Annotated in this window: 30 protein-coding genes; 20 read left to right on the plus strand and 10 right to left on the minus strand. The window is 65.5% G+C overall.

Going from position 1 to position 26,117, the window contains the following annotated elements:
- Positions 1 to 12 precede the first annotated feature (12 nt).
- From hda to BUA26_RS03935, 3 genes are read right to left on the minus strand one after another with little or no spacing between them, the layout of a single operon-like run.
- Positions 13 to 717: a DnaA regulatory inactivator Hda gene (gene hda, locus BUA26_RS03925; RefSeq protein ID WP_072758058.1), complete on the minus strand. Its 705-nt coding sequence runs from the start codon at positions 715 to 717 to the stop codon at positions 13 to 15.
- Positions 714 to 1,892 carry an AI-2E family transporter gene (locus BUA26_RS03930; RefSeq protein WP_072758060.1) on the minus strand — a complete coding sequence of 393 codons (1,179 nt, stop codon included), beginning with the start codon at positions 1,890 to 1,892 and terminating at the stop codon, positions 714 to 716. Before BUA26_RS03930 ends, hda begins: the two co-directional genes overlap by 4 nt.
- Positions 1,889 to 2,878 carry a DUF2066 domain-containing protein gene (locus BUA26_RS03935; protein ID WP_072758062.1) on the minus strand — a complete coding sequence of 330 codons (990 nt, stop codon included), beginning with the start codon at positions 2,876 to 2,878 and terminating at the stop codon, positions 1,889 to 1,891. Before BUA26_RS03935 ends, BUA26_RS03930 begins: the two co-directional genes overlap by 4 nt.
- Before the next feature lie 151 nt (positions 2,879 to 3,029).
- Between BUA26_RS03935 and purM the strand changes: the two genes are divergently transcribed.
- From purM to BUA26_RS03950, 3 genes are read left to right on the plus strand one after another with little or no spacing between them, the layout of a single operon-like run.
- Positions 3,030 to 4,058 carry a phosphoribosylformylglycinamidine cyclo-ligase gene (gene purM, locus BUA26_RS03940; RefSeq protein ID WP_072758064.1) on the plus strand — a complete coding sequence of 343 codons (1,029 nt, stop codon included), beginning with the start codon at positions 3,030 to 3,032 and terminating at the stop codon, positions 4,056 to 4,058.
- Positions 4,059 to 4,077: 19 nt separating this feature from the next.
- Positions 4,078 to 4,749 (plus strand): phosphoribosylglycinamide formyltransferase, encoded by a 672-nt coding sequence (gene purN / locus BUA26_RS03945; protein ID WP_072758065.1) that lies wholly within the window; start codon positions 4,078 to 4,080, stop codon positions 4,747 to 4,749.
- A gap of 35 nt (positions 4,750 to 4,784) precedes the next feature.
- A complete protein-coding gene (locus tag BUA26_RS03950; protein ID WP_072758067.1) occupies positions 4,785 to 5,492 on the plus strand; it encodes a DUF3108 domain-containing protein in 708 nt (235 codons plus the stop codon).
- A gap of 37 nt (positions 5,493 to 5,529) precedes the next feature.
- On the opposite strand, the gene murA is transcribed toward BUA26_RS03950, so the two are convergent.
- Positions 5,530 to 6,789 (minus strand): UDP-N-acetylglucosamine 1-carboxyvinyltransferase, encoded by a 1,260-nt coding sequence (gene murA / locus BUA26_RS03955; RefSeq protein WP_072758069.1) that lies wholly within the window; start codon positions 6,787 to 6,789, stop codon positions 5,530 to 5,532.
- A 45-nt stretch (positions 6,790 to 6,834) separates the two neighbouring features.
- Entirely contained in the window at positions 6,835 to 7,074 is a 240-nt protein-coding gene (locus tag BUA26_RS03960; protein ID WP_072758071.1) for a BolA family protein, read from the minus strand.
- A gap of 209 nt (positions 7,075 to 7,283) precedes the next feature.
- On the opposite strand from BUA26_RS03960, the gene BUA26_RS03965 reads away from it, so the two are divergent.
- The 12 genes from BUA26_RS03965 to ptsP all read left to right on the plus strand — a co-directional run bounded on the left by BUA26_RS03965 (position 7,284) and on the right by ptsP (position 17,443).
- Positions 7,284 to 8,294, plus strand: coding sequence for a KpsF/GutQ family sugar-phosphate isomerase (locus tag BUA26_RS03965; RefSeq protein ID WP_072758073.1), 1,011 nt, complete (start codon positions 7,284 to 7,286; stop codon positions 8,292 to 8,294).
- 78 nt (positions 8,295 to 8,372) lie between these two features.
- On the plus strand, positions 8,373 to 8,921 hold the full coding sequence (locus BUA26_RS03970; protein WP_072758075.1) for a KdsC family phosphatase: 549 nt from the start codon (positions 8,373 to 8,375) through the stop codon (positions 8,919 to 8,921).
- Complete coding sequence (gene lptC, locus BUA26_RS03975) at positions 8,918 to 9,520, plus strand: LPS export ABC transporter periplasmic protein LptC (protein ID WP_072758077.1); 603 nt, start codon at positions 8,918 to 8,920, stop codon at positions 9,518 to 9,520. The genes BUA26_RS03970 and lptC overlap by 4 nt, the downstream gene beginning before the upstream one ends.
- Positions 9,477 to 10,067 carry a lipopolysaccharide transport periplasmic protein LptA gene (gene lptA, locus BUA26_RS03980; RefSeq protein ID WP_072758079.1) on the plus strand — a complete coding sequence of 197 codons (591 nt, stop codon included), beginning with the start codon at positions 9,477 to 9,479 and terminating at the stop codon, positions 10,065 to 10,067. The genes lptC and lptA overlap by 44 nt, the downstream gene beginning before the upstream one ends.
- A gap of 3 nt (positions 10,068 to 10,070) precedes the next feature.
- Positions 10,071 to 10,790, plus strand: coding sequence for an LPS export ABC transporter ATP-binding protein (gene lptB / locus BUA26_RS03985; protein WP_072758082.1), 720 nt, complete (start codon positions 10,071 to 10,073; stop codon positions 10,788 to 10,790).
- 84 nt (positions 10,791 to 10,874) lie between these two features.
- Positions 10,875 to 12,338, plus strand: coding sequence for an RNA polymerase factor sigma-54 (locus tag BUA26_RS03990; protein ID WP_072760007.1), 1,464 nt, complete (start codon positions 10,875 to 10,877; stop codon positions 12,336 to 12,338).
- Positions 12,339 to 12,483: 145 nt separating this feature from the next.
- On the plus strand, positions 12,484 to 12,807 hold the full coding sequence (gene raiA, locus BUA26_RS03995) for a ribosome hibernation-promoting factor, HPF/YfiA family (protein ID WP_072758084.1): 324 nt from the start codon (positions 12,484 to 12,486) through the stop codon (positions 12,805 to 12,807).
- A gap of 145 nt (positions 12,808 to 12,952) precedes the next feature.
- On the plus strand, positions 12,953 to 13,903 hold the full coding sequence (gene hprK / locus BUA26_RS04000) for an HPr(Ser) kinase/phosphatase (protein WP_072758086.1): 951 nt from the start codon (positions 12,953 to 12,955) through the stop codon (positions 13,901 to 13,903).
- A gap of 4 nt (positions 13,904 to 13,907) precedes the next feature.
- Positions 13,908 to 14,807, plus strand: coding sequence for an RNase adapter RapZ (gene rapZ / locus BUA26_RS04005; protein WP_072758088.1), 900 nt, complete (start codon positions 13,908 to 13,910; stop codon positions 14,805 to 14,807).
- 37 nt (positions 14,808 to 14,844) lie between these two features.
- Positions 14,845 to 15,237, plus strand: a complete 393-nt coding sequence (locus BUA26_RS04010) for a PTS sugar transporter subunit IIA (RefSeq protein WP_072758090.1) — start codon at positions 14,845 to 14,847, stop codon at positions 15,235 to 15,237.
- A gap of 83 nt (positions 15,238 to 15,320) precedes the next feature.
- The gene (locus BUA26_RS04015; protein ID WP_072758092.1) at positions 15,321 to 15,590 is read left to right on the plus strand and encodes an HPr family phosphocarrier protein; all 270 of its coding nucleotides are present in this window, start codon (positions 15,321 to 15,323) and stop codon (positions 15,588 to 15,590) included.
- Positions 15,591 to 15,676: 86 nt separating this feature from the next.
- A complete protein-coding gene (gene ptsP, locus BUA26_RS04020; RefSeq protein WP_072758094.1) occupies positions 15,677 to 17,443 on the plus strand; it encodes a phosphoenolpyruvate--protein phosphotransferase in 1,767 nt (588 codons plus the stop codon).
- Positions 17,444 to 17,465: 22 nt separating this feature from the next.
- Here the strand turns inward: ptsP and BUA26_RS04025 are convergent, their stop codons facing one another.
- On the minus strand, positions 17,466 to 18,377 hold the full coding sequence (locus BUA26_RS04025; RefSeq protein WP_072758096.1) for a LysR family transcriptional regulator: 912 nt from the start codon (positions 18,375 to 18,377) through the stop codon (positions 17,466 to 17,468).
- Positions 18,378 to 18,463: 86 nt separating this feature from the next.
- Between BUA26_RS04025 and BUA26_RS04030 the strand changes: the two genes are divergently transcribed.
- On the plus strand, positions 18,464 to 19,504 hold the full coding sequence (locus BUA26_RS04030) for a YeiH family protein (RefSeq protein ID WP_072758098.1): 1,041 nt from the start codon (positions 18,464 to 18,466) through the stop codon (positions 19,502 to 19,504).
- A 66-nt stretch (positions 19,505 to 19,570) separates the two neighbouring features.
- On the opposite strand, the gene BUA26_RS04035 is transcribed toward BUA26_RS04030, so the two are convergent.
- The 4 genes from BUA26_RS04035 to creD all read right to left on the minus strand — a co-directional run bounded on the left by BUA26_RS04035 (position 19,571) and on the right by creD (position 22,987).
- Complete coding sequence (locus tag BUA26_RS04035) at positions 19,571 to 19,894, minus strand: EF-hand domain-containing protein (protein ID WP_072758100.1); 324 nt, start codon at positions 19,892 to 19,894, stop codon at positions 19,571 to 19,573.
- 143 nt (positions 19,895 to 20,037) lie between these two features.
- A complete protein-coding gene (locus BUA26_RS04040) occupies positions 20,038 to 20,916 on the minus strand; it encodes a methyltransferase domain-containing protein (protein WP_072758102.1) in 879 nt (292 codons plus the stop codon).
- Positions 20,913 to 21,605, minus strand: coding sequence for a tRNA (adenosine(37)-N6)-threonylcarbamoyltransferase complex dimerization subunit type 1 TsaB (gene tsaB / locus BUA26_RS04045; RefSeq protein WP_072758104.1), 693 nt, complete (start codon positions 21,603 to 21,605; stop codon positions 20,913 to 20,915). The genes BUA26_RS04040 and tsaB overlap by 4 nt, the downstream gene beginning before the upstream one ends.
- Positions 21,602 to 22,987 (minus strand): cell envelope integrity protein CreD, encoded by a 1,386-nt coding sequence (gene creD / locus BUA26_RS04050; RefSeq protein ID WP_072758105.1) that lies wholly within the window; start codon positions 22,985 to 22,987, stop codon positions 21,602 to 21,604. Before creD ends, tsaB begins: the two co-directional genes overlap by 4 nt.
- Positions 22,988 to 23,186: 199 nt before the next feature.
- Here creD and BUA26_RS04055 point away from each other — a divergent pair, with 199 nt between their 5' ends.
- From BUA26_RS04055 to lepB, 4 genes are all read left to right on the plus strand, one after another.
- Positions 23,187 to 23,555 carry a nuclear transport factor 2 family protein gene (locus tag BUA26_RS04055; protein ID WP_072758107.1) on the plus strand — a complete coding sequence of 123 codons (369 nt, stop codon included), beginning with the start codon at positions 23,187 to 23,189 and terminating at the stop codon, positions 23,553 to 23,555.
- Positions 23,556 to 23,612: 57 nt separating this feature from the next.
- A complete protein-coding gene (locus BUA26_RS04060) occupies positions 23,613 to 24,470 on the plus strand; it encodes an alpha/beta fold hydrolase (RefSeq protein WP_072758109.1) in 858 nt (285 codons plus the stop codon).
- Positions 24,467 to 25,330: a helix-turn-helix domain-containing protein gene (locus BUA26_RS04065; RefSeq protein WP_255368151.1), complete on the plus strand. Its 864-nt coding sequence runs from the start codon at positions 24,467 to 24,469 to the stop codon at positions 25,328 to 25,330. The genes BUA26_RS04060 and BUA26_RS04065 overlap by 4 nt, the downstream gene beginning before the upstream one ends.
- 90 nt (positions 25,331 to 25,420) lie before the next feature.
- On the plus strand, positions 25,421 to 26,095 hold the full coding sequence (gene lepB, locus BUA26_RS04070; protein WP_072758113.1) for a signal peptidase I: 675 nt from the start codon (positions 25,421 to 25,423) through the stop codon (positions 26,093 to 26,095).
- Positions 26,096 to 26,117 lie beyond the last annotated feature (22 nt).

Genomic DNA, 26,117 nt, shown 5'->3' on the forward strand with positions numbered 1-26,117 from the left:
TCTGGCCTCGACTCAAGGCGCTGCATCCGCCTCGCGCAAGAATTCGCGCAGAAACGGCACCGTGATCCGGCGCTGCGCCGCCAACGAGGCCTGATCGAGCCTGTCGAGCAGGTCGAGCAACGCGCCGAGGTCACGCGCATAGCGGGCGAACAGCCAGTCCAGCACCACGTCGTCGAGCTGGATGCCGCGCAGCGCGGCCTGGCTTTTCAACACCTCGCGGCGCTCGGCGTCATCCAGCGGCTTGAGCGCAAATTGCGTGCAGGCACCGAGACGCGAACGCAGGTCAGGCAGACTCAGAGCAAGTTGCGTCGTGGTCGCATCGGCGGCGAACAGCAGCGCGGAGCCTTCGGCCTTTGCCCGGTTATAGAGGTCGAACAGCGCATGCTCGGCATCGCGATGGCCGGCGATCGCCTGCAGGTCGTCCAGCGCCAGCAATTCGCTGCCGGCAACGCCACGAATCGCGGCGGCCCGGTCACCGAGGCTCGCCAGAGGCAGGTATTGCACGGTACGGCCAGTGGTGCTGGCGGCATGACAGGCGGCGATAAGAAGATGGCTCTTGCCACTCCCGTTGGCGCCATGCAGGTAGACCCACGGCGCAGCGGGTTCCAGCGCCAGCGCCTGCACCGCGGCTAGCGCGGCCGCATTGGCGCCGGCATGGAAATGTTCGAAACGCTGGCGGCGCGGCCAGCGCAGCGCCAGCGGCAACTGCGGGATCATGGTTTGGTCCGGTCGTCCTGCGGCGGCGGGGCGACCGTGGTCGTCGTATCCACCTGGCCATCGCGATGCACGGCGACCTCCACTTCGGCGATCACCGGATCCTCCGGCCCCCCCTCGTTGTACAGCTCGCTCAACCGGTAGCGTTCCAGCAGGTAGCGCAGCAGCACCATGATCACCGATGCCGCCGGCAGCGCCAGCAGCACGCCCAGGAAGCCGAACAGATAACCGCCAGCCAGCACCGCGAAGATCACCGCCACCGGGTGCAGGCCGATCTTGTCGCCGACCAGCTTGGGCACCAGCACGTAGCCTTCCAGCAACTGCCCGACCATGAACACGCCGCACACCAGCAGCACATGGGTCCAGTCGCCGTACTGCACCAGCGCGGCGATGATCGCAGCCACAAAGCCGATGATGAAGCCCAGATACGGCACGAAGCTGAGCAGACCGGCGACCAGGCCGATCAGCAGCCCGACCGACAGTCCGACCAGCCCCAGACCCGCGCCGTAGAACACGCCCAGCGCCAGCATCACCAGCAGCTGACCGCGCACGAAGGCACCGAGAATCTTGTCGGACTCATGCGCCAGATACGCGATGGTCGGCTGGATCGAGCGCGGCAGTGTGCGGTCGATGGTGGCCACCAGCCGGTCCCAGTCGCGCAGAAGGTAGAACGCCACCACCGGAATCAGCACCAGGTTGGTCATCCACATCGCGACGCCCAGACCGGAGCGCGACACCTTGCCCAGCACCGTCGTGGCGACATCGCCGATCGAGCCGATATGCGCCTTGATCGCGGCCAGCAGGCGGTCGCTGTCGAACGTATGCGGATCCAGATGCAGGCGGGACTGCAGCCACGGCCATGCCACGTTCTGTGCCCATTCGCCGTAGCGCGGCAGGTTCTCTATCAGGTTCTCGATCTGCCGCGCGATCAGCGGAATCAGCAGCAACAGCACGCCGATCACGACGACCAGCAACACCGCGAAAACGATGGTGGCTGCCCAGCTCCGGTTCAGCCCGAGCCGCTCCAGCCGGTCGGCCAGCGGATCACCCAGATAAGCCAGCATGGCGGCGACCGCGAATGGCATCAGCACCGGTGCCAGCAGCCAGATCAGGTAGACGATGACGGCCGTGATGGCAAACAGCTGCCAACGGCGCGAGGTGTCCTGATTCATGTTCAATGTCCCGGTAGCCAGCGCAGGTTCGCGTCGGCACCGGGATGCGGCTCACCTTGCAGCAGCAGGCGGCCACCCGCAGCGAGATTCGCGGCCAGTCCGTTCATGGGCACGGACGCCTTCACATACAGCAGTACGGCGTCGTTCTCCGCGCCCAGCGTCGTCACCTGCTTGACCGAAGGGTCTGCCTGCAAGGTGGCGAGCAGGTTCGCGTAATCAGTTGCCGAAGCCAGTCCGCTGATCCACAGCTTGCCTTCGCTGGGGCCTGCTCCGATCACGTTGAGCTGCTTGCCAATGTGATCGACCATGCTGTTGCCGGCATCGCCGAGCAACACGTCCGGGGTCGCGCCCTGGCTGTTCCAGCGTTGCGGCTGGCCGCCGGAAATCAGCGTCCAGTCGGCGCCGCCGCCGTGCAGCTTGCCGAGCAGGACCAGACCGGTGTGGTATTGCTGGTTGATCGTTGCCAGCACGGCCGGATCGGCGGCCGCGACCTTCGCCATATCCGGCGCGCCGGCGGCGTTGGGATACACCACATTGGTGCCTCGCGCAGCCGCTGCCGTAGCCAGACTGGCCAGCGCCGCCTGGTTGAGCAGATGGCCGTCGCCGCCCTGCACCAACAGCAGGACCGGCGGCTTGATCCCCGCGCTCGCCACGCCAAGCTTCGAAACCAGCCGACGCACCGCACCCGGCTCAAACTCGACGTTCAGGATCAGGCCAGTGGCAGCGCGCTGATACTGGAACTTCTGCACCAGCGAGCCGGCCTGCCCCAGCGCGTCGGCGTAGCCCGCATTGCTACGCAGGTCCTGGCCGCCGGCAACCCGTGTCAGCACCTGCCCGAGCGCGGTGGAGAACGCCTGATCGCGCTGCGCATCGCTGGTGTCGGCCACCGGCACGACGACCGTATACGGCGAACCCGTGCTTTGCGCATGCAGCGGCGACAGTGCGGCAAAACCCAGCAGCAGAATAACGATCAACAAGCGGGACAGGCGCATGGGCGTGGGCATCTTCGGAGGAAAGCTCCCGGAAGTCTGCCCAATCGCGCCCCCAGCGTCCATCGGAGCCGTCACCAAACCGGCCTTCATAAGCCGGCAACCGCGCCACAAGCTGTTAAACTTGCGCGTTTCATCCACGCCGGTTTTCGCCATGTCTGACGCTCTCACCTACCGCGCCGCCGGCGTTGACATCGACGCCGGCAATGCGCTGGTCGAACGCATCAAGCCGCTGGTCAAGCGCACCTTCCGCCCGGAAGTGATGGGCGGACTGGGCGGCTTCGGCGGCTTGTTCGACCTGTCCGGCCGTTACAAGGAACCGGTGCTGGTGTCCGGCACCGATGGCGTCGGCACCAAGCTGAAGCTGGCGCAAATCCTGAACCGGCACGACACCATCGGCATCGACTTGGTCGGCATGTGCGTCAACGACGTGCTGGTGCAAGGCGCCGAACCGCTGTTCTTCCTCGACTACTTCGCCACCGGCAAGCTCGACGTGGATACCGCGGTCGCCGTGGTCGGCGGCATCGCGAAAGGCTGCGAACTGGCCGGTTGCGCCTTGATCGGCGGAGAGACCGCCGAGATGCCGGACATGTATCCGCCCGGCGAATACGACCTGGCCGGCTTCACCGTCGGTGCGGTGGAGAAGTCGCAGATGCTCAGCGGCGACGCGATCGTTGCCGGCGACGTGATTCTCGGGGTCGCCTCGTCCGGCCCGCACTCGAACGGTTATTCGCTGGTTCGCAAGATCCTGGAACGCGCCGGCAACCCGCTGGATCTCGATCTTGGCGGCATCAAGCTGGCCGACGCGTTGATGGCGCCGACCACGATCTACGTGAAGTCGATGCTCGAGTTGCTGAAGGCGAGCCCGGTCCACGGCATGGCCCACATCACCGGCGGCGGCCTGAAAGAAAACATCATTCGCGTGGTGCCGGATGGTCTGGGCATCGCCCTGGACGCCAGCACCATCGTGCTGCCGCCGGTATTCGACTGGCTGATGCGCGAAGGCAACGTGGCGCGCGAGGAAATGTGGCGCACGTTCAACTGCGGCGTCGGCTTCACCGTGATCCTGCCGCGCGACGCGGTCAATGTGGCCTCCGCCTTGCTGGCCACACATGGCCTGGCCAGTTCGGTGATCGGCGAGATCGTTCCTGCGCAAGGCGACGAGCGCGTGCGGATCGGCTGACCACTTCGCAACGCTGCCGATGACTACGCCACTGCCACGCGTCGCCGTGCTCGCCTCCGGGCGCGGCAGCAATCTTGCCGCGCTGATCGAGGCGCGCGAGCGTGGTGAACTGCCGGTCGAGTTCGTGCTGGTCGGCAGCGACAAGGCCGACGCCGGCGCATTGCGCCTGGCCGAAGCGGCCAACATCCCCACGCTGGCGCTCGATCCGCGCGGTTATCCGGATCGGCGTGCGTTCGACCTGGACTTGTTCGCCCGCATCGCTGCCAGTGGCGCCGAATGGCTGGTGCTGGCCGGCTTCATGCGCATCCTCGATGGCGAGGCGCTGATGCCGTGGGTCGGCCGCATGATCAATATCCACCCCTCGCTACTGCCGAAATACCGCGGCCTGCATACCCATCGCCGCGCGCTGGAAGCCGGCGACCATGAACACGGCGCCAGCGTGCACTTCGTTACCGCCGAGCTGGACGGGGGCCCGGTGATCGCCCAGGCACGCCTCGCGATCGCCGCGGGCGACGACGAAAACCAGCTGGCGCAACGGCTGTTGCCGCTGGAACATCGGCTGCTGCCGGCGGTGCTGGGCCTGCTGGCCAGCAAACGCCTGCAATGGGATGGCCACGCGCCGCGATTCGACGGACAGCCGCTGCTGACGCCGCTGATGCTGAGTGACGAAGGCCTGCTCCCCGCAGAGTGATCCCCGGTTCAGCCCGGCGCCGGCAGACTCGGCGCATGACTATCCGACCCTTGCTTGCTCCCCTCCTTGGCCTCGGCCTGCTGCTCGGCACACCGGCCGTTCTCGCCGCTACGCCCGGCGCCTTTACCGCCACCTACAACGTATCGCAGGGTGGCGAGCCAACGGGCGTCGCCACGGTCACGCTGCGTGCTGCCGGCAACGGCGAATGGGTTTACAGCAAGAGCGTCAAGAGCACCGGCGGACTGGCTGCGATGCTCGGCGCCAGCCTTGCCGAGAGCTCGCGTTTTCGCTGGAAAGGCAATGTGCCCGAAGCGGTCAGCTACGACTACCAGCTGCAGTCCGGCATCAAGAACAAGCAGCGGCGCATGACCGTGGACTGGGCCAGCAAACAGGTAACCGTCGACGAGGGCAAGGGCCCGCAGACCTATCCGGCCAGCCCGGGGATGGTCGAGCGCAATACCACGTCGCTGGCACTTGGCCTGGCACTGCGCGACGGCAAGCAGCAGATAGAACTGCCGGTCGCCGTACGCCAGCAAGTGCAGACGCAGAGCTTCAAGGTGACCGGCAAGGAGGCCGTCAAGGTTCCCGCCGGCAGCTTCAACGCCGAACGGATCGACCGCACCGATGCCGAACGCGGTTTCAGCGCGTGGTATGCGCCTGGCCGTTATCCACTGCCCGTGAAACTGTCACAGCACGACGGCGGCGACATCGTGATGGAACTGGTGAGTTACCGCCCGCAGTAACGCCACTACAGCGGCGTCTTCGCGGCTGCCGAACTGATCAGTTCGGCAGCCGACGGATCTTGGCGCCGAGCACGCCGAGCTTCTCCTCGATGTTCTCGTAGCCGCGGTCGATGTGGTAGACGCGATCGACGACGGTGTCGCCTTTCGCTACCAGACCGGCCAGCACCAGGCAGGCCGAGGCACGCAGGTCGGTGGCCATGATCGGCGCGCCGCTCATCTGCGCGACGCCCTGCACTACCGCGGTGTTGCCTTCCAGGCGGATGTCCGCGCCCAGCCGCTGCAATTCCTGCGCATGCATGAAGCGGTTTTCGAACACCGTCTCGGTGACCACACCGGTACCCTCCGCCACGCAGTTGAGCGCCGTGAATTGCGCCTGCATGTCGGTCGGGAACGCCGGGTACGGCGCGGTGCTGATGTTGACCGCCTTCGGCCGGCGCCCGCCCATGTCCAGCTCGATCCAGTCGTCGCCGGTCGAGATGTGCGCACCGGCCTCTTCCAGCTTGGCCAGCACCGCGTCGAGCGTATTGGCACGCGCATGCCGTGCGCGCACCTTGCCGCCGGTCATCGCCGCGCCGACCAGGAACGTGCCGGTCTCGATGCGATCGGGCAGCACTTCGTACTCGGCGCCGTGCAGGCGCTCGACGCCGTGAATGATCATGGTCGAGGTGCCGGCGCCCTCGATCTGCGCGCCCATCGCGATCAGACAATGGGCCAGATCGACCACCTCGGGTTCCTGCGCGGCGTTCTCGATCACTGTGGTGCCCTGCGCCAAGGTGGCGGCCATCATGATGTTCTCGGTACCGGTGACGGTGACCATTTCCATCTGGATATGCGCGCCTCTGAGCCGCTTCGCCTTCGCCTTGATGTAGCCGTTCTCGACGCTGATGTCGGCGCCCAGCGCCTGCAAGCCACGAATATGCTGGTCGACCGGACGCGAGCCGATCGCGCAACCGCCCGGCAGCGAGACCTCGGCCTGGCCGAAGCGGGCCACCAGCGGGCCGAGCACCAGGATCGAGGCGCGCATCGTGCGCACCAGGTCGTACGGCGCCACGCAGGTGCTGGTGGTGCGCGGATCGACATGCATCTTCATGCGGTCGTCCAGCACCAGCTGCACACCCATCTGGCCGAGCAGCTCGATGAAAGTGGTGACGTCGTGCAGATGCGGCACGTTGCCGATGCTGACCGGCTCATCGGCCAGCAGGCAGGCGGCGAGAATCGGCAGCACGGCGTTCTTGGCGCCGGAAATGCCGACCTCGCCGTGAAGCGGCACGCCGCCACTGATCAGGATCTTGGCCATCGTTGTCCTTCAATAAACTTAGAGGGGGAAGTGCGGCTGCGACTCTCAGCGGCGCGCCACAGCTTCCTCGGGTGTGAGGGTTTTCAGTGCCAGCGCATGGATCGCGCCGCCCATCAAGTCGCCCAGCGTGGCGTACACCAACCGATGCCGCGCCAACGGCAACTTGCCGGCGAACTGGCTGGCCACCACGGTAGCCTCGAAATGCACGCCATCGGCACCACTGACCTCGACCTGGGCACCGGGCAGGCCGTTTTCGATCATTGCCTGGATGCTGGCTGAGTCCATCGGGGGCGTTCCATATGAAGCTTGAGTCGGCAAAGACGTGAATTCAGCCGCGGCTGGAATCCATTGCACTGACTTATGACGTTAAAATACGAATATGCCATGGTAATGGAAATCTGCTGGCGCAGAAACGACAGTGGTTCCAGATCGGCACAATCGACACCTCGTCGCCACGGCGGCAGCGGCACCTGAACCCTCCTCACCGAGTCTCCATGAACGCACGCATCGCCCCGCCCGCCCCGATCGACCCGAGCCCGGATGCCATCATGCGCAACGCGCGCACGGTGATCGCTACCGAAGCGGCCGCGGTACATACGCTGGAATCGCGGATCGGGGCGGACTTCGTCAAGGCCTGCCAGCTGATTCTCGCCTGCAAGGGCCGCGTGGTCGTGAGCGGCATGGGCAAGTCCGGGCACGTGGCGCGCAAGATCGCCGCCACGCTGGCCTCGACCGGCACGCCGGCGTTCTTCGTGCATCCGGGCGAGGCCAGCCACGGCGATCTGGGCATGATCACGTCGCAGGACGTGGTGCTAGCGCTGTCTTATTCCGGCGAGACCGACGAGTTGCTGTTCATCCTGCCGATGATCAAGCGCCAGGGTATTCCGCTGATCGCGATCACCGGAAAACCGGGCTCCTCGCTGGCATCCCAGGCCGACGTGCATCTTGACGGCAGCATTTCCAACGAAGCCTGCCCGCTGGGCCTGGCGCCGACCACCAGCACCACCGTCGCGCTGGTGCTGGGCGACGCGCTGGCGATCGCGCTGCTGGAAGCCCGCGGCTTCACCTCGGACGATTTCGCCCGCTCGCATCCGGCCGGCAGCCTCGGCCGGCGCCTGCTGCTGCGCATCAGCGACGTGATGCACAGTGGCAACGACGTGCCGCGCGTATCGCCGGACTCCAATATCACGGCCGCGCTGGTCGAGATGACCCGCAAGCACCTGGGCATGACCGCGGTGGTCGACGCCGAGCAACGCTTGCTGGGAGTCTTTACCGATGGCGACCTGCGCCGCGCGCTGGACGACGTGGGCGTGGACTTGCGCGGCGCCACCGTGGCCGAACTGATGACTCGCGGCCCCAAGACCATCGGCCCCGACAAGCTGGCGGCAGAAGCGGCGCAGCTGATGGAAAAACACCAGATTCACGCCTTGCTGGTGGTCGACGATGAACAGCACGTGGTGGGCGCACTGAACATTCATGATCTGCTCCGCGCCCGTGTGGTCTGATCCCGATTTGCCTGGGCAAATCGGAAAATCAGGCAAGCCTGCTTTTCCACGCCTTCCGCATCACCAAAGCCCAAGCCCGTGCCCATAAGCTATCCCGCCGATACCGCTCCTGACCTCCTCGCCCGTGCCGCCAAGATCCGGCTCGCGGTGTTCGACGTGGACGGCACCTTGACCGACGGCCGCCTGTGGTACGGCGAGGACGGCGGCGAAACCAAGGTGTTCCACGTGCATGACGGGCTAGGCCTGAAGCGATTGCAGGCGAACGGCGTCCAGGTCGCGCTGATCACCGCGCGGATCAGCCATCCGGTGGCGCTGCGCGCCGAAGAGCTGGACATCGCCCACGTCTACCAGGGCCAGGGCGACAAGCGTGCCTGCCTGCGGGAACTGCTCGACGCGCTGCATCTCACCGCCGAACAGGCCGCCTTCGTCGGCGACGACCTGCCCGACCTGCCGCCGATGCACATCGTCGGACTGGCGGTAGCGGTGGCGAACGCACATCCGTGGGTGGCCGAGGCGGCGCACTGGCAGACCGCCAAGGGCGGCGGCATGGGTGCCGCGCGCGAAGTGTGCGATCTGATCCTGCACGCGCAGGGCAAGGACGATGCCGAGCGGGAGCGCTGGCAGTGAGCTTCCGCCTGTGGCTGCGCGACCGGCGACTGCCGGCCGCGACCCTCGTCATCGCGCTGGCCGCGGGCGTGAGCCAGTTGCTGCTCTGGTGGCTGGGACCGACCGCGCGAACCAACGACTTCGTCGGTCCGCCGCGCTCGGGCTACACGCTGACCAACGCCAAGGTGATCGAATACAACCTCGATGGGGAGCCCAGTTTCCGCCTGCAGGCGCCGCACCTGGAACGCCGCGAGGGCGATGACTCGCTTTATCTCAACTCACCGACTTTCCAACTGCCCGCCAAGCAGGCCGGCGTACCGGACTGGCAGGGCGAATCGCTCTATGGCTGGGTCAACAAAGGTGGCAGCCTGCTCAAGCTGCAAGGCCCAGTATTCATGCACCGGCCGGCCTTCGGCACCACGCCGGCGGCCGACATGCATACCTCCGACGTCACGGCGTGGCCCAAGGAAAACCGTCTGGAGACCGCCGCACCGGCGCAGATAGTTCAGGGAGCCTCTACAATCAGCGGGGTCGGCATGCGCGCCAACCTCAACAACAAGCACCTGGAGTTGCTCGATGATGTCCACAGCACGTTCATGCCAGCCAAGCCGCGTCGTTAAGCTCGCGCTTCTGGGCCTGGGACTGGCAACGCTGCAGCCCGCGCTTGCCCGCCAGGACGATCGCCAGCAGCCGGCCAACATCACGGCCAAGTCGTTCGATGCCACCCAGCAGGCCAACGGCATCATCCATTACAAAGGCAACGTGCTGCTCACCCAGGGTACGCTGAAGGCGACCGGCGCCCTCGCCACCGTCTATCTGGATGCGGACAACAGCGTCACGCGGGTGGTCATCACCGGCAATCAGGCGCATATCGAGCAGCTCGACGACAACGGCAACCTGATGCAGGGCAACGCCGCCACCCTCGACTACGACAACGTCAAGCAGGTCGCGGTGCTTACCGGCAACGCAACGGTCAGCCAGAAAGGCCGCGGCAGCGCGAAAGGCGACCAGCTCACCTACAACACCCAGACCAGCCAGATGACCGGCGAAAGCAACGGCGACGGCCTCGTGCAAATGACATTCCTGCCCACCCCCAAGCCCGGAGCGGCGCCACCCAAGGCGCCGGCGCCGAGCCAGAGCAGCCACCCGCCGCAGGGGCAGCACTGACCGATGCTCTCCGCCGAAGGTCTGCAGAAAAGTTTCAAGGCGCGCCAGGTCGTACGGGATTTCGGCTTCTCGATACGCGAGGGTGAAGTCGTCGGCCTGCTCGGCCCCAATGGCGCCGGCAAAACCACTTGTTTCTACATGGTGGTCGGCCTGATCGAGGCCGACGCCGGCACCATCAAGCTGGACAAGCAGGACATCACCGGCATGCCGATGCATTCGCGTGCCAAGCTCGGCATCGGCTACCTGCCGCAGGAAGCATCGGTGTTCCGCCGGCTCAGCGTGGCCGACAACATCATGGCCGTGCTGGAACTGCGCGACGGCCTAAGCACTCAGCAACGCAGCACCGAACTGGAAAGCCTGCTCGACGAGTTGAAGATCGCCCATATCGCGGGCCAGAAAGGCGTCAGCCTGTCCGGCGGCGAACGGCGCCGGGTGGAAATTGCCCGCGCGCTGGCCGCACAGCCCCGCTATATGCTGCTGGATGAGCCGTTTGCCGGGGTCGACCCGATCTCGGTCGGCGAGATCCAGCGCATCGTGCGGCATCTGAAGGAACGCGGGATAGGCGTGCTGATCACCGACCACAACGTGCGCGAGACGCTCGGTATTTGTGACCGCGCTTACATTCTCAATGATGGCGAAGTGCTATCGCGCGGCACTCCGGCGCATATCCTTGCCGACGAGAAGGTACGTGAAGTCTACCTGGGGCGTGAATTCCGCCTCTGAGAGGCCTCTAGATTCACTATTGGACTATGGCCGCACCTGCGGGCAAGCGTTAGGATGGCCGAGAGCTCCTTCGACCCGGCTGGCATGAAACCCGCACTGCAGTTTCGCCTCCATCAGCAACTGACCCTGACGCCTCAACTGCAGCAGGCGATTCGTCTGTTGCAGCTGTCGCAGCTGGAGCTGGAAGCGGAGCTGCGCCAGATCGCCGAAAGCAATCCGCTGCTGGAATTCGCCGAGGAAGTCGAAGACGACGAAACAGTCGACAATGCCGAAGCCGAAAGCGAATACCCGAGTGCGGAGAGTGTCGCCGCCACCAGCGCCAGCGAGCGCGACGGCGACGACGCCAGCGACTGGGCCGACGGCGGCGGTGTCGCCGAAGCGCCGATCGACTTCTCCAGCAGCAGCGTCAGCAGCGGCTCCAGCTCGCGCAACGACGAAGACTTCGAACCGCAGAACGCCGCACCGGAAACCCTGCAGCAGCATCTGCTGTGGCAGCTCAATCTGGCCTCGTTCAATCCGCGCCAGCACCTGATCGCCACCGTACTGATCGACGCGCTGAATCCCGCCGGTTATCTGGTCGAAGGACTGGAAGCCGTACTCGCCGCACTGCCGGCCCATCTCAACGCCACTCTCGACGAAGTCGATGCCGTGCGGCGCAAGTTGCAGGGCTTCGACCCTGCCGGCGTGGGCAGCATCGACCTGCGCGACTGCCTGCGCGTGCAACTGGAGCAGTTCGACCCGGACACGCCGCAACGCGACCTGGCGCTGCGCATGGTCGACACCGAGCTGGAGCTGCTCGCACGCAACGACATTGCCCGGCTCGCGCGGCGCTTGCGCGCCAGCGAGGATGATGTGGCGGCGGCGGCCGTGCTGATCCGCAGTCTCGATCCGCGCCCCGGTGCGGCCCTCGATGCCACCCCGGTGGAATACGTCGCACCGGACGTCTACGCGGTGCGCGACGGCAGCCGCTGGCGGGTGAGCCTGAATCCGGACGCGCAGCCGAGGCTGGGTTTGAATCAGCATTACTGCGGCCTGATCGCCCGGGCGCGCGGCGAGGATGCCAGCTGGATGCGCGGCCAGCTGCAGGAGGCGCGCTGGCTGATCAAGAGCCTGGAATCGCGCGCCGAAACCCTGCTCAAGGTCGCCGACGCGATCGTGCGGCGGCAGAGCGCATTCCTCGACTACGGCCCCGAAGCGATGCACCCCCTGGTGTTGCGCGAAGTTGCCGAGGAAGTGGGCATGCACGAGTCCACCATCTCGCGCGTCACTACCCGCAAGTACCTTCACACTCCGCGTGGTACGTTCGAACTGAAGTATTTCTTTTCCAGCGGCGTCTCCACCGAGGACGGCGGCAGCGCCTCGGCCACCGCGATCCAGGCCATGCTGCGCAAACTGATCGACGCCGAGGATGCGCGCAAGCCACTGTCCGACCAGGCGATTGCCGAGGAGCTGCAGCGCAAAGGTATCCAGGTGGCCCGTCGTACCGTTGCCAAGTACCGCGAGGGATTGCGCATTCCCACCTCCAGCGAACGTCAGCGCGCCAGCTGACCTGCGAAAGGACACTCACGGGAACTTGGTCATGAAAAAAACGTTCCCATAGCAGTACAGACCGATTGACGATGTACCGCCGCCATGCCGGCTGCGGTACGTCCACCCGCCGCGAAAAGCGGCACTGCACCAGAGGAGGCGCCCCATGCAATTCCAACTCAGCGGCCAGCAGATCGAAGTCACCCCGGCCCTGCGCGACCACGCCACCGCCAAGCTCGACCGCCTCACCCGCCTCGATGACAAACTGATCAGCCTTGCTATCGTGCTGTCGGTCGACAAGCTACAGCAATGCGCCGAGGGTACGCTGGGCGTGAGTGGCGCCACCTTGCATGCCGAAGCCACCGAGGCCGACATGTATGTCTCCATCGACGTGCTGTTCGACAAACTGGTCAACCAGTTGCGCAAGCACCGCGAAAAGGTCAGCGACAAACATCAGCAGGAAGCGCGCGAGGCGCGCCAGTACGGCTGATTAGGGCTGATTTCCGGCTGACTCCGTCCCACGGCCCACCCGATCCAGGTGGGCCGTTTTCGTCTCTGAACACGCGTGTCCGTCCAAGCTGGCACAATGGCCGTGCCACCGCAAAAGCCCACCCAGCGGTGCAAAGGATCTCCGTTTGGATCGGATCAGCGCGCGACAACTCTACGATGGCGTCCACGAGCGCATGGCGCTGCGATGGGTATCCGGCATGCGCGGGGAATCACGGGTGATCGAACCCGGTGCCGCGCAGTCGCGCCGACCGTCGCTGATCGGCTACCTCAACGTCATCTACCCGAACAAGATCCAGATCATCGGCACCGAGGAGCTGAACTTCCTCGACGGGCTGGATTCGCGCCAGCGCTGGGAGGTGATGCACAAGGTCGCCGCCCACCAGCCGCTGGCGTTGATCGTGACCAAGGATCAATCGGTGCCCGCCGACTTGCGCGAGGTCGCCGAGGAAACCAATGTGCCGCTGTGGATCAGTCCCAAGCGCGGCCATGAGTTGCTGACTTATCTGCAATATCATCTGGCACGCATGCTCGCGGCGAAGATCACCTTGCACGGCGTGTTCCTGGAAGTGTTCTCGATCGGCGTGCTGATCACCGGCGAAGCCGGCTCCGGCAAGAGCGAACTGGCGCTGGAACTGATCAGCCGCGGCCACCGGCTGGTCGCCGACGACGCTACCGAATTCACCCTGATCGCGCCGGACGTGATCGACGGCAGCTGTCCCGAACTGCTGCAGGATCTGCTCGAAGTGCGCGGGCTGGGCGTGCTCAACGTGCGCGAGATGTTCGGCCACATGTCGGTCAAGACATCCAAATACCTGCGCCTGGTGATCCACTTGAAGCCGCTGCGCGACGGCGAGGAAACCGACGCGCTGACCCGGCTCACCGGCGACATCGGCCACCGCGAGATCTTCGACGTGATGATGCCGATGATCACCATCCCGGTGGCTTCCGGGCGCAACCTGGCGGTCCTGGTCGAGGCCGCGGTGCGCAGTCACGCCCTCAAGAGCAAGGGCATCGATCCGGCGCAGACCTTCATTGACCGGCAGGCGCATCAGTTGCGCCGGCTGCCTCCATGGTGAACGCATGAGCAACAAACACACCTCTTTCGATACGCAGGTCGATCCGCACGAAATCCACCTGATCGTGCTCACCGGCATGTCCGGCGGCGGCAAGACGGTGGCGCTGCGCGCACTGGAAGACCTGGAGTTCTACTGCGTCGACAACCTGCCCTCGGCCCTGCTGCCGCAGTTGGTGAACGCGGTGATCGAAGGCAGCAGCACGCATCGACGCATCGCGGTTGGCGTGGACGTACGCAACCGTGGCGCGGATTTCACGCACATGCCAGCCGTGCTGTCGGGACTGGCCTCCGCCGGCGTGCAGGTGCATCTGATTTTTCTGGATTGCCGCGACGAGGTGCTGATCAAGCGCTATTCGGAAACTCGCCGGCGCCATCCACTGGCTACCCGCGGGCTGTCGCTGGCCGATGCCATCGTCGCCGAACGCAGGCTGCTGCGACCGCTGATGGCGATTGCCGAGAAGGTGATCGATTCCAGCGAGCTCAACGTGCACCAGCTGCGCCGGCTGGTCGCCACCGGCTACGCGCAGGCTACCGAGGGGCTGACCCTGATGTTCCAGTCGTTTGCGTTCAAGCGCGGGCTGCCGCTGGACGCAGACTTCGTATTCGACGCGCGCTGCCTGCCGAACCCGCACTGGCATCCGCACTTGCGTCCGCTGTCGGGCAAGGATGCGGCGGTACGCGAGTTCCTCGACGCGGAACCTCTCGTCGGCGAATACTTCACGGACACCGCGCGCTGGCTGGACGCGTGGTTGCCGCGCTTCGAACAGGACGACCGCAGCTACGTGACGATCTCGATCGGCTGCACCGGTGGCCGGCATCGTTCGGTCTATCTGGTCGAGAAGCTCGCCGCGCACTATCGCGATCGCCACGAAGGCGTGCTCACCTTCCATCGAGAGCTCGAATGATGAACATGGCTCTCGCAACCACTATCGGCCGCCGCACATGAGCGTGGGCGTGCTGCTGATGACCCATGAGGCGGTCGGCAAGGCGCTGATCTCCGCCGCGCATCACGTAATGCCGAAACTGCCGTTGCGGGTGGCGGCGGTGGAAGTCCCACCGGAGTCCGACCCGGACGTGATGCGCACGCTCACCGCACACCACGCGCGCGAACTCGACGAGGGCGATGGCGTGCTGATCCTTGCCGACCTGTACGGCGCCACGCCGTGCAATATCGGGCTGTCACTCAGCGCGCTCGGCGTGCACCTGCGCTGCGTCTCCGGCCTCAACCTGCCGATGCTGCTGCGCGTACTCAACTATGCGGAAAAACCACTGGACGAACTGGCCGAGATCGCGGCCAGCGGTGGCCGCGGAGGAATCTTCATCGATCATGCCTGACGTGAAGGATGTTCTGATCCATTCCACACAGCCCCCCTATCGATTGACAGATAATGACGGAATAGATCAAGGCATCCCTCATTATGCTTGAGCAAGACATTGTCATTTCCAACCGGCTGGGGCTGCATGCCCGCGCCTCGGCCAAACTGGTGCAGCTGGTGCAGGGTTTCAAATCCACCGTGTGGCTGGTCAGCAAGGGTCGCGAAGTCAACGCACAAAGCATCATGGGCGTCATGATGCTGGCCGCCGGTCTCGGCAGCCCGGTGACCGTCCGCGTCGAGGGCCCGGACGAGGAAGCCGCGATGACCGCGGTGACTGCATTGTTCGAACGCAAGTTCGACGAAGGAGCATGAATGGGTGACGTGTTCATCAGACTGACAACAGCGGCAGCCGGCGTTTCGCCGGGCACCCGTGTCCGTCTGTGGCCGGAGCAGCGCGCATGAGGCACCTGCTCCACGGCACGATTGCTGCCCACGGCATGGCACTTGGCCGTGCCCGGCTGGTGCAGCCGAGTCGTTATATCGTCGACACGCGTCCGTTGGCCGAGGAAGAGATCGAGAGCGAGTTGCTCCTGCTGCATCGCGCACTGGATACCGCGCGGCAGGAGTTGCGCGAACTGCGCGGCAAGCTGCACGGCGCACTGGCGCGCGAGGTCAACGAATTCATTGACGCGCACAGCCTGCTGCTGGACGACGCTGAACTGCTGCGCGGGCTGGACGACCTGGTGCGGATCGGCCACTACCGCCCCGGCGCTGCGTTGAAGAAGCAGCGCGACCGCCTGTCAGCGGTGTTCGAGGCAATGGACGACCCCTACCTGCGCAGCCGCAAAGAGGACGTCGAGCAGGTGATCAACCGGGTGATCTCCGCGCTGCAACGGCAGACCAGTCCGCAGGAGCGCAAGCTGGCCGCGCGCGTCGGCGAGATACTGATCGCCGACAGCATCGCACCGGCTGACATGGCGCATCTGGCCGGCAGCGGCCTGCTCGGCGTGGTCGCCAGTTCCGGCAGCGCGTATTCGCACAGTGCGATCCTGGCGCGCAGCCTCGGCCTGCCGATGCTGGTCGGCACCCGCGATGCCTTGTCGAACATCCACGACGACGACCTGATCCTGCTCGATGCCGAGCGCGGCGAAGCGATCGTGCATCCGGCCGCGCAAGACCTGTCGCGCTATCGGGCCTGGCAACGCGAGGCGGCGATCGAAGGGCGTCGCCTGGCCAAGCTGGCGAATGCGCCCACGCGCACTCGCGACGGCATCGAGATCGGCCTGCTGGCGAATGCCGAGACAGCAGCCGACGTAGCGATGGCGCGCGCGCGCGGTGCAGATGGCGTCGGCCTCTACCGTACCGAATTCCTGTTTCTCAAGCACAAGGGGTTGCCGTCGGAAGACGAGCAGTTCGTCGCTTATCGCGACCTGGTGATGGGCATGGGCGGCCTGCCCGTCACCATCCGCACGCTGGATCTGGGCGCCGACAAGGCCGATGCCGCCGGACTGTCGCTGCGCGGAGAGGACAATCCGGCACTTGGCGTACGCGGCGTGCGCCTGTCGCTGCGTTACCCGGCGGTGTTCACCACCCAGATCCGCGCGATCCTGCGCGCCGCCTGCTACGGCCCGGTACGCGTGCTGGTGCCGATGGTGACCCAGCCGGATGAGCTCATTGCGGTGCGCACGCTGTTCAAGCTGGCACGGCAGGACCTGAAACGCGAGAACATCGACCTGCCTGAAAAGCTGCCGCTGGGCGCGATGATCGAGGTGCCGGCGGCGGCGATCAACGTGCGCGCGCTGCTCGAGTATTCCGACTTCCTGGCCATCGGGACCAATGACCTGGCCCAGTACGTGCTCGCCGCCGATCGCGGCAACGACGCCCTGGAAAACATCTACAACCCGTTGCAACCGGCGCTGCTGCGGTTGCTGTCGCATGTGATCAGCGCCGGTCGCCGCGCGAAGAAGCCGGTCAGCCTCTGCGGCGAGATCGCCGGCGACGCGAACTTCACCGCCTTGCTGCTGATGCTGGGCCTGTGCGAATTCAGCATGCATCCGAGCCAGATCCTGACTGTGCGCGACCGCCTTGCCACGCTGGACCACGCCGATCTGCGTCGGCACGCCACGCAGATGCTGCGCGCGCATACCCACGAACAGGCCGAAGCGTTGTTGACGCGCATCGTGGAGGCACAGGTGCCAGCGGCAGTGTCCCCCATCATGGGCTGAGCACGACCCAGTGGCGGCCGTCTCAGCGTTGGCGGCTGTCGGGATGGATACCGTCGAGATCGGTGCCTTTCAGAAATGCGTCCAGCAACGCGCCGCGGTATTTCTGTCGATGCAGCAGCAGCGAAAGCTTGCGCTGCAGGTCGAGAAACGGCGTTTTCAAGGCTTTCAACCGTCCCGTCGCCAACGCGTCGGTGACTGCCACCTCCGGCAGGCAGGCGATGCCGAGGCCGGCCACCACCGCCTGCTTGATCGCCTCGATCTGGTCGAGTTCAAGCACGGTCTCGCCGGGCGGCAGCTGCGCCAGCACGCGCTCGCTGGTCGCCCGCGTAGCCGAGCCGGGCTCGCGCAACACCCAGCGCGCGCCGGCGAAATCGGCGGGTTTCAGGCTGCGCTTGCGCGCCAGCGGATGCTCCGGCGGCGCGCAGACCACCAGCAAGTCATCGCGCCACGGCCGTACTTCCAGCAACGGATGCGTCACCGGCCCTTCGACGCAACCGATGTCCAGGCTGTGATCGAGCATCCCGGCAGCGATCGCCTCGGTATTCGCCACGCGCAGGCGGATCGCCACCTGCGGGTGTGCGCGCACGAATGCGCCGAGCAGCTCGCCGACGCGGTAATTGCCGACCGTGTTGCTCGCGCCGATGCGCAGTTCGCCGCTCAACGCCGCACCGTCTTCGCTGCCGCGCCGGCCGAATTCGGCATGCCGCTCCAGCAACTCCTGCGCCAGCGGCAGCAGTTCGCGACCGCGCGCATTCAGGCGTAAACGACCGCGTTCGCGCGCGAACACCGGCGCATCCAGCTGCCGTTCCATTTCCGCAAGAGCCATGCTGGCGGCCGGCTGGGTCAAGTGCAGCCGCTCGGCGGCGGCACGCACGCTGCCGTGCAGCGCGATCTGCACGAACACATCCAATTGGCGGGGGCTGATGTTGATCATCAGCTTATCTTATACATTCCATCATATATTCCAAATTTTCCTGATAGTGACGCAAGTGGACAATGGCGCATTGCCGGAGTCCATGCATGACCGCGTCGTCCATCGCCACCCTTATCCACCCCACCATGCGTATGCGCGTGCCCGGTCTGCTGCTGGCCGTGGCGATCGGACTGCTGGCCTTGCTGCTGGGACACTGGCTGCCGCTGATCGGCGGCCCGGTGATCGGCATCGTGCTGGGCATCGTGGTGCGCAATCTGCTTTCGCCGGGCGAGCGCTACACGCCTGGCATCGCGTTCGCCGGCAAGAAGGTGTTGCAATGGTCGATCATCGCGCTGGGCTTCGGGCTCAGCCTCGATCAAGTCGCGAAGACCGGCCTCGAATCATTGTCGGTAACCTTGGTGACGATGACCGTGGCCTTCGTCGCCGCGTGGCTGCTGGGACGCTGGCTGGGCGTGCACGACAAGCTGAAGATCCTGATCGGCGTCGGTACCGCGATCTGCGGCGGCTCGGCGATCGCCGCGGTGACCCCGATCATCCGCCCAGACGACCACGACACCGCGTTCGCGATCTCCACCATCTTCCTGTTCAACCTGGTCGCCGTGCTGCTGTTCCCGCTGCTCGGCCATCTGATGCACTTGTCCGACCTGGGCTTCGGCCTGTGGGCTGGCACCGCGATCAACGATACCTCGTCGGTGGTTGCCGCCGGCTACAGCTTCAGCAAGACCGCCGGCGACTACGCCACTATCGTCAAGCTGACCCGCGCGACTCTGATCATCCCGGTCTGCCTGGTGCTGGCCTTCGCCGTCGCAGCTCGCGAAAAGCGCAAGCATGCACAAGCGGGCAGCGTGGGCCATTTCAGCCTAGCCAGCATCTTTCCCTGGTTCATCCTGTGGTTCCTGGTCGCATCCGCCATCCGCACTGCCGGCCTCATCCCGGTAGCGATCCAGCCGGCCATCCACACGTTGGCGGAGTTCCTGATCATCGTGGCGCTCACCGCGATCGGTCTGTCCGCCAACCTGCGCAAGATGGCTGCCAGCGGTCCGCGGCCCATCCTGCTGGGCCTGGGTGTGTGGGTCGCGGTGGCGGTCAGCAGCCTGCTGGTGCAGCTGGTGATCGGGCAGCTCTAGATCTAGAAGTGAGTGGGGAGGAGTGAGAAAAGAGTGGATTGCCCGACTCGTTTCTCACGCCTCACATCACTTACCTCTGACCGATGTAGCGGGCGCCGGCTGGCCCTGCATCAGCAAGCGCCGGATATAGGCGTGCACGTCGTCCTTCGACACCAGGCCACGTTTGGACGTGTCGATGACGTCAAAATTCTTGGCGATGAACGCGACATGTCCGGCTTCGGCCTCTTGCTTGCTGAGCAGGCCATCGTGGCTCCTGTCAGCAGCGTCGAAATTCTTGTCCAGCCTTTCAACGCTATCGACGATATTGCCTAGCCCGTTCTGTGCAGAGGCCAGCAACGGCGCGCTCACGCAGGCGCCGAATACAAACAGGATGAGCATCGTGCGAAGCATGGCGATTTCCTATGGTCAGGACTGGCGACAGCATATCGCATGCTGCGGGTCTCCTACACTCGCAACCGCTCATCAGGCGCTGCCCTGCTCCACCAGCCCCAGCTCGGCGACGTGGGCGGATTGACCGTCGCCACCTCGCGCATTCAAGCGTTGCGAAACACGGCGGGCCGATGAATCTCCCACGAACCGACGGCCCGCAACCAGCGCTCCTGTGCGATGGTGGCAGTGCAAGGTCCGAGCGTGCAGATGCGTATCTCGCGTGTGGCCGCCTCCGCCCGCAACATGTCCAGCACGTCGCGCAGCATCGTGCCCTCGAACGGCGTGTAGAGATAGAACACCGTGCCGGCTGATAGATCGGCCTCCCGCACATCGCCCTGCACGAACGTCACCCGGTCGAGATTCAGCGAGTGCGCACAGCGCCGCGCGCACTCGACATGAGCCGCCTCCCATTCGATACCGATGCAGCGTGCGCCGGTACAGATCGCGGCAAGCATGGGTACCTGTCCCAGACCGGAGCCGAGGTCGATCAGCACGTCACGCTCATCGAGCGCGGTGCGCGCGACCATATCGAAGATATGTCGTGCCGGCGTGGGTTGGTAAAACACCATCTCCGCGGCCAGCCCGGCGAGCGGAATCGCGGGCTCGTCGATCTGCAGGACGCCGCTGATCAACGCATCCAGGTAGTCATAGCTGTCGCCCTCGCTCCGGTCGCCTTCATCGTGATCCGCACCGGCCGCGTGCGCCCACTCAAGCAATCGGCGCGCGCCCCCACCGTGTTGGATGTCGAGACGAATGCTCTGGTAGAGCTGGCCATCGATGGATTCGAGCTCGACGCACAACGCCTCGATGCGATCGCGCAGCCCCACTTCCACGGTCGGTTCCAGATGACTGGGAATACCACAGAGGCGCCAGTTCTCCAGACGGTCGAGCACCTCGCTGCGCTCACGCAGTCGGTCCGGTTCGCGTAGCGACCGATCCTGCTCCAGATCACTGATGATGTCCTGCGGTGACCGCCAGCTCACGCCTTCCCCTGCTCCACCAGCGTCAGCGCCACCTTGTCACGCAGATACACCGGCAGCGCCAGCTCCGGCGCCTGCAGGTGACCGGCCTTGAATTCGCGCAGCGCCAGTTCGGCGACGTGGGCGGCCTGCGGATAACGCATGCCATCGGCCGAGTGCAGCGTGCCAGTGAGGCGCTGGCTCAACACGCTCGCATAGGTGGCCCAGCCGCTGCCCACCACCTGCCATGCATCGGCCTCCGGCAACAGCAGCGACTCGGCGGTGCAGATGCGTTCGTCATCCAGCGCGATCAATCCGCCATGGTCGTCGCGGCGGTAGCAGGCGGCGTAGATCTCGCCCATGCGCGCGTCGATCACGGCGAGGATCGCGGTGCCTTCTTCTTCCGGCGCCTCCAGCGCCAGTGCGGCCAGCGAGGAAATGGTGATCACCGGCAGGTCCAGCGCCAGCGCCATGCCCTGCGCCAGCGACACGCCGAGGCGCACGCCGGTGAATGCGCCAGGGCCGCGGCCCACCGCGATCGCATCCAGCGCATGGCGGCCGATGCCGGCTTCGGCCAGCAATGCATCGGCCATCGGCAGTACCAGCTCAGTATGCCGGCGTGGAGCGATCTCGCTGCGCGCGATCAATTCATCGCCGTGGATCAGGGCGACGGAGCAGGCTTCGGTGGCGGTTTCGATCGCGAGCAGATTCATGATCGCTCCATGATAGCGGGTGGGATAGCGTCTGGCGGCACCGGCGGTTCGGTCGAGGCCGGCCCCACTGTCGTCGGGACGTATGCATACCAGTCGATGCGGCGGGTCAGATACATCATCAAAGCCACCATCACCAGCAGCACCAATGCACCGATCAGCAGCGCGTACTGCTCGGCCGCGATCAGTCCGTACAGCATTGCGTAGATCAGCCCCAGCACGCCACCTAGCAACAAACCGGCGCGGCGCGCGCGCAATACCGCCATCGCGTAGCCGCCAACGATGAAGACCACCGCGACCGCAGCCAGCGCATACGCGAGACCGAAACCGATCTGTTCGGACAGCGCCAGCAGCACCACGTAGAACGTGGCCAGCGCCGCGCCGACCAGCAGGTATTGCACGGGGTGCACACGTAGCCGCTTGAGCACCTCGAACAGGAAGAACGCCACGAATGTCATCGTGATGAACAGCAAGCCGTACTTGCCCGCGCGCACATTGCGCTGGTACACGTCGACCGGCTGGTACAGCTGCACGCCGAACGTGGAGGCCTGCAGCGCCGTGTCCAGGCCATCGCCGGCATTGGTCCAGTGCTGGCCATAGCTGCGGTTGAGATCGAGCATGTGCCAGTGTGCGCTGAAACCCCTGGCATCAAGCTGACGCTCCTGCGGCAACGCCGCGCCGACGAAGCTCGGATCGCGCCACGGCGCACGCATCGTCACGTCGGTGCTGCGCGCCAGCGGCAACAGCTGCAGCGACTCGGTGCCGGCCAGCTTGAGCGTGATCTCGACATCGATCGGCTGATCGGCCAGCGCATCCAGATCGATCGGCACCACCACGTTCGGCCACGGACCGAGACGCTCGGCCGACGAATCGAAGCGCGCCGGCTGGCCGTTGATGCGCAACTCGCTCACCTCCTGCAGGCCGCGCAGATCGCCGATCGGCAAACGCAGCTCGGCCTTGCTGCCCTGCCACTGCGCGTTGCTGGCGCGGTGGAACTGGGCCAAATCCTGCGCCCGGAATTGTCCATGCATCTTCACCGTGGAGACGAATACCGGCGCGCTGTAAATACCGTAACTGCGCGTCTGCACGGCCAGCGCCACATCCATCTTCAACTCGTCCGCCAGCATGCTCTCGCTGCCGGCGAGCGTTTGCGGCGGCCGGTTATCCACCGCCATCAGCTGAGTCAGCGTCGGCACCGTCAGCACCGGACCGCCCACTACCTGCTGACCGCCCCAGCCCTGCGCGATCTGCGCAACCGCGGTCTCGCGCAGTTGCTGGCGCTCGTTCACCAGCCCGCTCACCTGCATCAACGGTATCGTCATCAGCAACGCCAGCACGCCGATGCCCAGCACCTTGGCCGTCACCGTCTGTGTCCACTTGACCATGTCCCGCACTCCTTGTCATTCGGAGCGTCCACTACAGCAACGCGAGCGGCGCCCCAGCGGGCAATCGCGGGCGAAACGCGGGCAACCCGGCGGCCATCGCCTGTCCATGCGGCACGCATCCCATTACCTGCGACGTAATCGCCAGGCCGTCGAACTGGCCGCAAGCTGTGCCCACACCAACGCAAACGGAGCACATGCCATGACCGCCACCCGCCAACTCGTCGAACGCTATCTGCAGGGCTGGAACGAAACCGATCCGCTGCGCCGCCGCGCACTGATCGAAGACGTCTACGCCGAACACGCCGCCTATGTCGATCCAATGATCGACGCGCGCGGCTGGGAAGCGATCGACGCCACCATCGTCGCGGTGCAGGGCATGTTCCCCGGCCACGTATTCACCCTCGCCGGCGAAGTGGATGCACACCACGACATCGCGCGCTTCCACTGGCATCTGGCCAAGCCCGGCGCGGACGAACCGCTGGTGATCGGCTTCGACGTCGCCGTGCTGGATGCAGGCCGCATCCGCCAGGTGCACGGCTTCCTCGACAAGGTACCGGTCGCCGCTTGAACCTCATCGAGGGTCACGCACCGCCGCCAACTCCATCTTCCCAAGAGGATTTTCGTTATGAGCCATTTCGACACCAGCGACCACACCCGCCTTTTCTATCGTGACTGGGGCAACGGCCAGCCTATCGTGTTCGTCAGTTCGTGGGCGCTGGACTCGCGCGCCTGGGGACCGCACATGGAATACTTCAACGCGCTGGGTTGCCGCTGCATCGCGATGGATCGCCGCGGCCACGGTCGTTCCGACGATCCCGGCCAGGGCTACCACTATGACCGCCTCGCCGACGACCTGGCCGAACTGCTCGACCGGCTGGACCTGCGCGAGGTCACCCTGGTCGCCCACTCGATGGCCACCGGCGAATGCACGCGCTACCTCACCCGCCACGGCAGCGGCCGTATCGCCCGCGTGGTGTATCTGGCTCCGGTGGCGGCGAGCTATCTCGACGGCAGCCGCGACACCTGCAGCATGGACAGTGCCACCGCCGAACTGGTGATGGCCGACATGCGGCGCGATCTGCCGAAATGGCTGGCCGACAGCGCCGACGGTTTCTTCCTGCCTGCCGAAACCGGCACCTCGCCGGAAACCATTCGCCACACCATCGACATAGTGCTCGACGCCTCGCTGCACGCCCTGCTCGAGTGCTTCCGTGCCAGGTATGTGGATCAACGCGACGAGCTGCGTGCCATCGACGTGCCGCTGCTCGTCGTGCACGGCGATCGCGACGTCAGCGAGCCGGTGCTACAAGGCCGCGCCCTCGCGACGCTGGTTCCGCGCAGTCGCTACCTCGAATACGCCGGCGCGCCGCACGGCCTGTATCACACGCACTTCGAGCGGCTCGTCGCCGACATGTTCGCCCTCATGCGTGAGACGCCGATCGGCGTGCGTGCGGAAACCTCGCGCCGACAAGCGACCGCATGACCGCGGTCGCCCGCCACGGCACGGGCGCGCACTGGCATCATCACGCCATGAACGCCCTGCCCAGCGACACCATACGCCCCGTCGGCGACCTGCTGCGCGAATGGCGGCGCCATCGCCGCCTGAGCCAACTCGACCTCGCCAGCGGCGCGGAGATCTCCACGCGGCACCTCAGCTTCGTCGAGTCCGGCCGCTCGCAACCGAGCCGCGACATGATCCTGCGCCTGACCGAGTATCTCGATGTGCCGCTGCGTGAGCGCAATGCCGTACTGGTCGCCGCGGGCTTCGCACCGGCGTTCAAGGAGCGCCCGCTGGCCGATCCCGCACTCGCCACCGCGCGGGCCACCATCGACCTGCTACTGCAAGGGCTGGAACCGTATCCCGCGCTGGCGGTCGATCGCCACTGGCAACTCGTCGCCAGCAATCAGGCCACGCTGCGCCTGCTGGCCGGCGTGTCTCCCGAACTGCTGCAGCCGCCGGTGAACGTATTGCGTCTGAGCCTGCATCCCGCCGGCCTCGCTCCGCGCATCCGCAACCTGCCGCAATGGCGTGCCCATCTGCTGCACCGCCTGCGCCAGCAGATCGATGCCAGCCACGATCCACAGCTGATTGTCCTGTTGCGCGAATTGCAGGTACTACCCGCTCCATCACTCGATGCCGGCGCCGAAGTCGCCACGCCCGCTGCCATCGCTGTACCGATGCAGTTGGAAGTCGATGGCGTCGTGCTTTCCATGCTCAGCACCACGACCGTGTTTGGCAGTCCGGTCGACATCACCCTCGCCGAACTGGCGCTGGAAGCCTTCGTGCCGGCCGATGCGGAAACGGCGGAGCAGTTGCGCAGGATGGCCCTGTCGTGCCGATGAAACTTCGCACCGCACGCACGGTCATTCCATGACAGGTCACAGCGTCACGCCATGACTGACACGCCCTGGCGGCGCGAGAGGGGTGATTCCATGCGCACCATTGCGAAATTTCTGGCCCGCAACAAGGGCTTCATCACCTTCATGTTGTGCATGATCGTGTTCCGCAGCGCGGTGGCCGACTGGAACGTGGTGCCGACTGGCTCGATGCAGCCCACCATCAAGATCGGCGACCGCATCCTGGTTGACAAACTGGCCTACGACGTACGCCTGCCGCTGACCCACATCTCACTGCTGCATCTGGCCGATCCGCAACGCGGCGACATCGTCGTACTGGACTCCCGCACGGCGCACGAGCGGCTGGTGAAACGGGTGATCGGCCTGCCCGGCGACCTGATAGCGATGCGCGGCAACGTGGTCTTCATCAACGGCCGTGCCGCCAGTTACACCCTCGGCAGCTACAGCGGCATCCACGACGATCTGCTGAATCCGGCCCGCTACCGGATCGAACATTACGGCGACATCCGTCACGCGATACGCCTGTCCGTGAACTGGCCAAGTCCGGCCAGCAACTTCGGGCCGGTAAAAGTACCGACAGGCCAGTACTTGCTGCTGGGTGACGATCGCGACAACAGCATGGACTCGCGCTATTTCGGCTTCTTCGCGCGCGATGAAATCGTGGGGCGCTCGCGCTACGTCGTCGCTTCATTGGATCCTCAACATCACTATCTGCCGCGCATCCATCGCTTCGGAGCGCCGCTCGACTGAGGGAACCGTTACGACACTACCG

The sequence above is a fragment of the Rhodanobacter sp. OK091 genome (assembly GCF_900142825.1).
GTDB lineage: Bacteria > Pseudomonadota > Gammaproteobacteria > Xanthomonadales > Rhodanobacteraceae > Rhodanobacter.

What these genes read in the sequence shown, in the direction of transcription:
- hda (WP_072758058.1), bottom strand. Translation starts at nt 717, where the DNA reads ATGATCCCGCAGTTGCCGCTGGCGCTGCGCTGGCCGCGCCGCCAGCGT.
- BUA26_RS03935 (WP_072758062.1), bottom strand. Translation starts at nt 2,878, where the DNA reads ATGCGCCTGTCCCGCTTGTTGATCGTTATTCTGCTGCTGGGTTTTGCC.
- purM (WP_072758064.1), top strand. Translation starts at nt 3,030, where the DNA reads ATGTCTGACGCTCTCACCTACCGCGCCGCCGGCGTTGACATCGACGCC.
- purN (WP_072758065.1), top strand. Translation starts at nt 4,078, where the DNA reads ATGACTACGCCACTGCCACGCGTCGCCGTGCTCGCCTCCGGGCGCGGC.
- BUA26_RS03950 (WP_072758067.1), top strand. Translation starts at nt 4,785, where the DNA reads ATGACTATCCGACCCTTGCTTGCTCCCCTCCTTGGCCTCGGCCTGCTG.
- murA (WP_072758069.1), bottom strand. Translation starts at nt 6,789, where the DNA reads ATGGCCAAGATCCTGATCAGTGGCGGCGTGCCGCTTCACGGCGAGGTC.
- BUA26_RS03960 (WP_072758071.1), bottom strand. Translation starts at nt 7,074, where the DNA reads ATGGACTCAGCCAGCATCCAGGCAATGATCGAAAACGGCCTGCCCGGT.
- BUA26_RS03965 (WP_072758073.1), top strand. Translation starts at nt 7,284, where the DNA reads ATGAACGCACGCATCGCCCCGCCCGCCCCGATCGACCCGAGCCCGGAT.
- lptA (WP_072758079.1), top strand. Translation starts at nt 9,477, where the DNA reads ATGATGTCCACAGCACGTTCATGCCAGCCAAGCCGCGTCGTTAAGCTC.
- lptB (WP_072758082.1), top strand. Translation starts at nt 10,071, where the DNA reads ATGCTCTCCGCCGAAGGTCTGCAGAAAAGTTTCAAGGCGCGCCAGGTC.
- BUA26_RS03990 (WP_072760007.1), top strand. Translation starts at nt 10,875, where the DNA reads ATGAAACCCGCACTGCAGTTTCGCCTCCATCAGCAACTGACCCTGACG.
- raiA (WP_072758084.1), top strand. Translation starts at nt 12,484, where the DNA reads ATGCAATTCCAACTCAGCGGCCAGCAGATCGAAGTCACCCCGGCCCTG.
- rapZ (WP_072758088.1), top strand. Translation starts at nt 13,908, where the DNA reads ATGAGCAACAAACACACCTCTTTCGATACGCAGGTCGATCCGCACGAA.
- BUA26_RS04010 (WP_072758090.1), top strand. Translation starts at nt 14,845, where the DNA reads ATGAGCGTGGGCGTGCTGCTGATGACCCATGAGGCGGTCGGCAAGGCG.
- BUA26_RS04015 (WP_072758092.1), top strand. Translation starts at nt 15,321, where the DNA reads ATGCTTGAGCAAGACATTGTCATTTCCAACCGGCTGGGGCTGCATGCC.
- ptsP (WP_072758094.1), top strand. Translation starts at nt 15,677, where the DNA reads ATGAGGCACCTGCTCCACGGCACGATTGCTGCCCACGGCATGGCACTT.
- BUA26_RS04025 (WP_072758096.1), bottom strand. Translation starts at nt 18,377, where the DNA reads ATGATCAACATCAGCCCCCGCCAATTGGATGTGTTCGTGCAGATCGCG.
- BUA26_RS04030 (WP_072758098.1), top strand. Translation starts at nt 18,464, where the DNA reads ATGACCGCGTCGTCCATCGCCACCCTTATCCACCCCACCATGCGTATG.
- BUA26_RS04035 (WP_072758100.1), bottom strand. Translation starts at nt 19,894, where the DNA reads ATGCTTCGCACGATGCTCATCCTGTTTGTATTCGGCGCCTGCGTGAGC.
- tsaB (WP_072758104.1), bottom strand. Translation starts at nt 21,605, where the DNA reads ATGAATCTGCTCGCGATCGAAACCGCCACCGAAGCCTGCTCCGTCGCC.
- creD (WP_072758105.1), bottom strand. Translation starts at nt 22,987, where the DNA reads ATGGTCAAGTGGACACAGACGGTGACGGCCAAGGTGCTGGGCATCGGC.
- BUA26_RS04055 (WP_072758107.1), top strand. Translation starts at nt 23,187, where the DNA reads ATGACCGCCACCCGCCAACTCGTCGAACGCTATCTGCAGGGCTGGAAC.
- BUA26_RS04060 (WP_072758109.1), top strand. Translation starts at nt 23,613, where the DNA reads ATGAGCCATTTCGACACCAGCGACCACACCCGCCTTTTCTATCGTGAC.
- BUA26_RS04065 (WP_255368151.1), top strand. Translation starts at nt 24,467, where the DNA reads ATGACCGCGGTCGCCCGCCACGGCACGGGCGCGCACTGGCATCATCAC.
- lepB (WP_072758113.1), top strand. Translation starts at nt 25,421, where the DNA reads ATGCGCACCATTGCGAAATTTCTGGCCCGCAACAAGGGCTTCATCACC.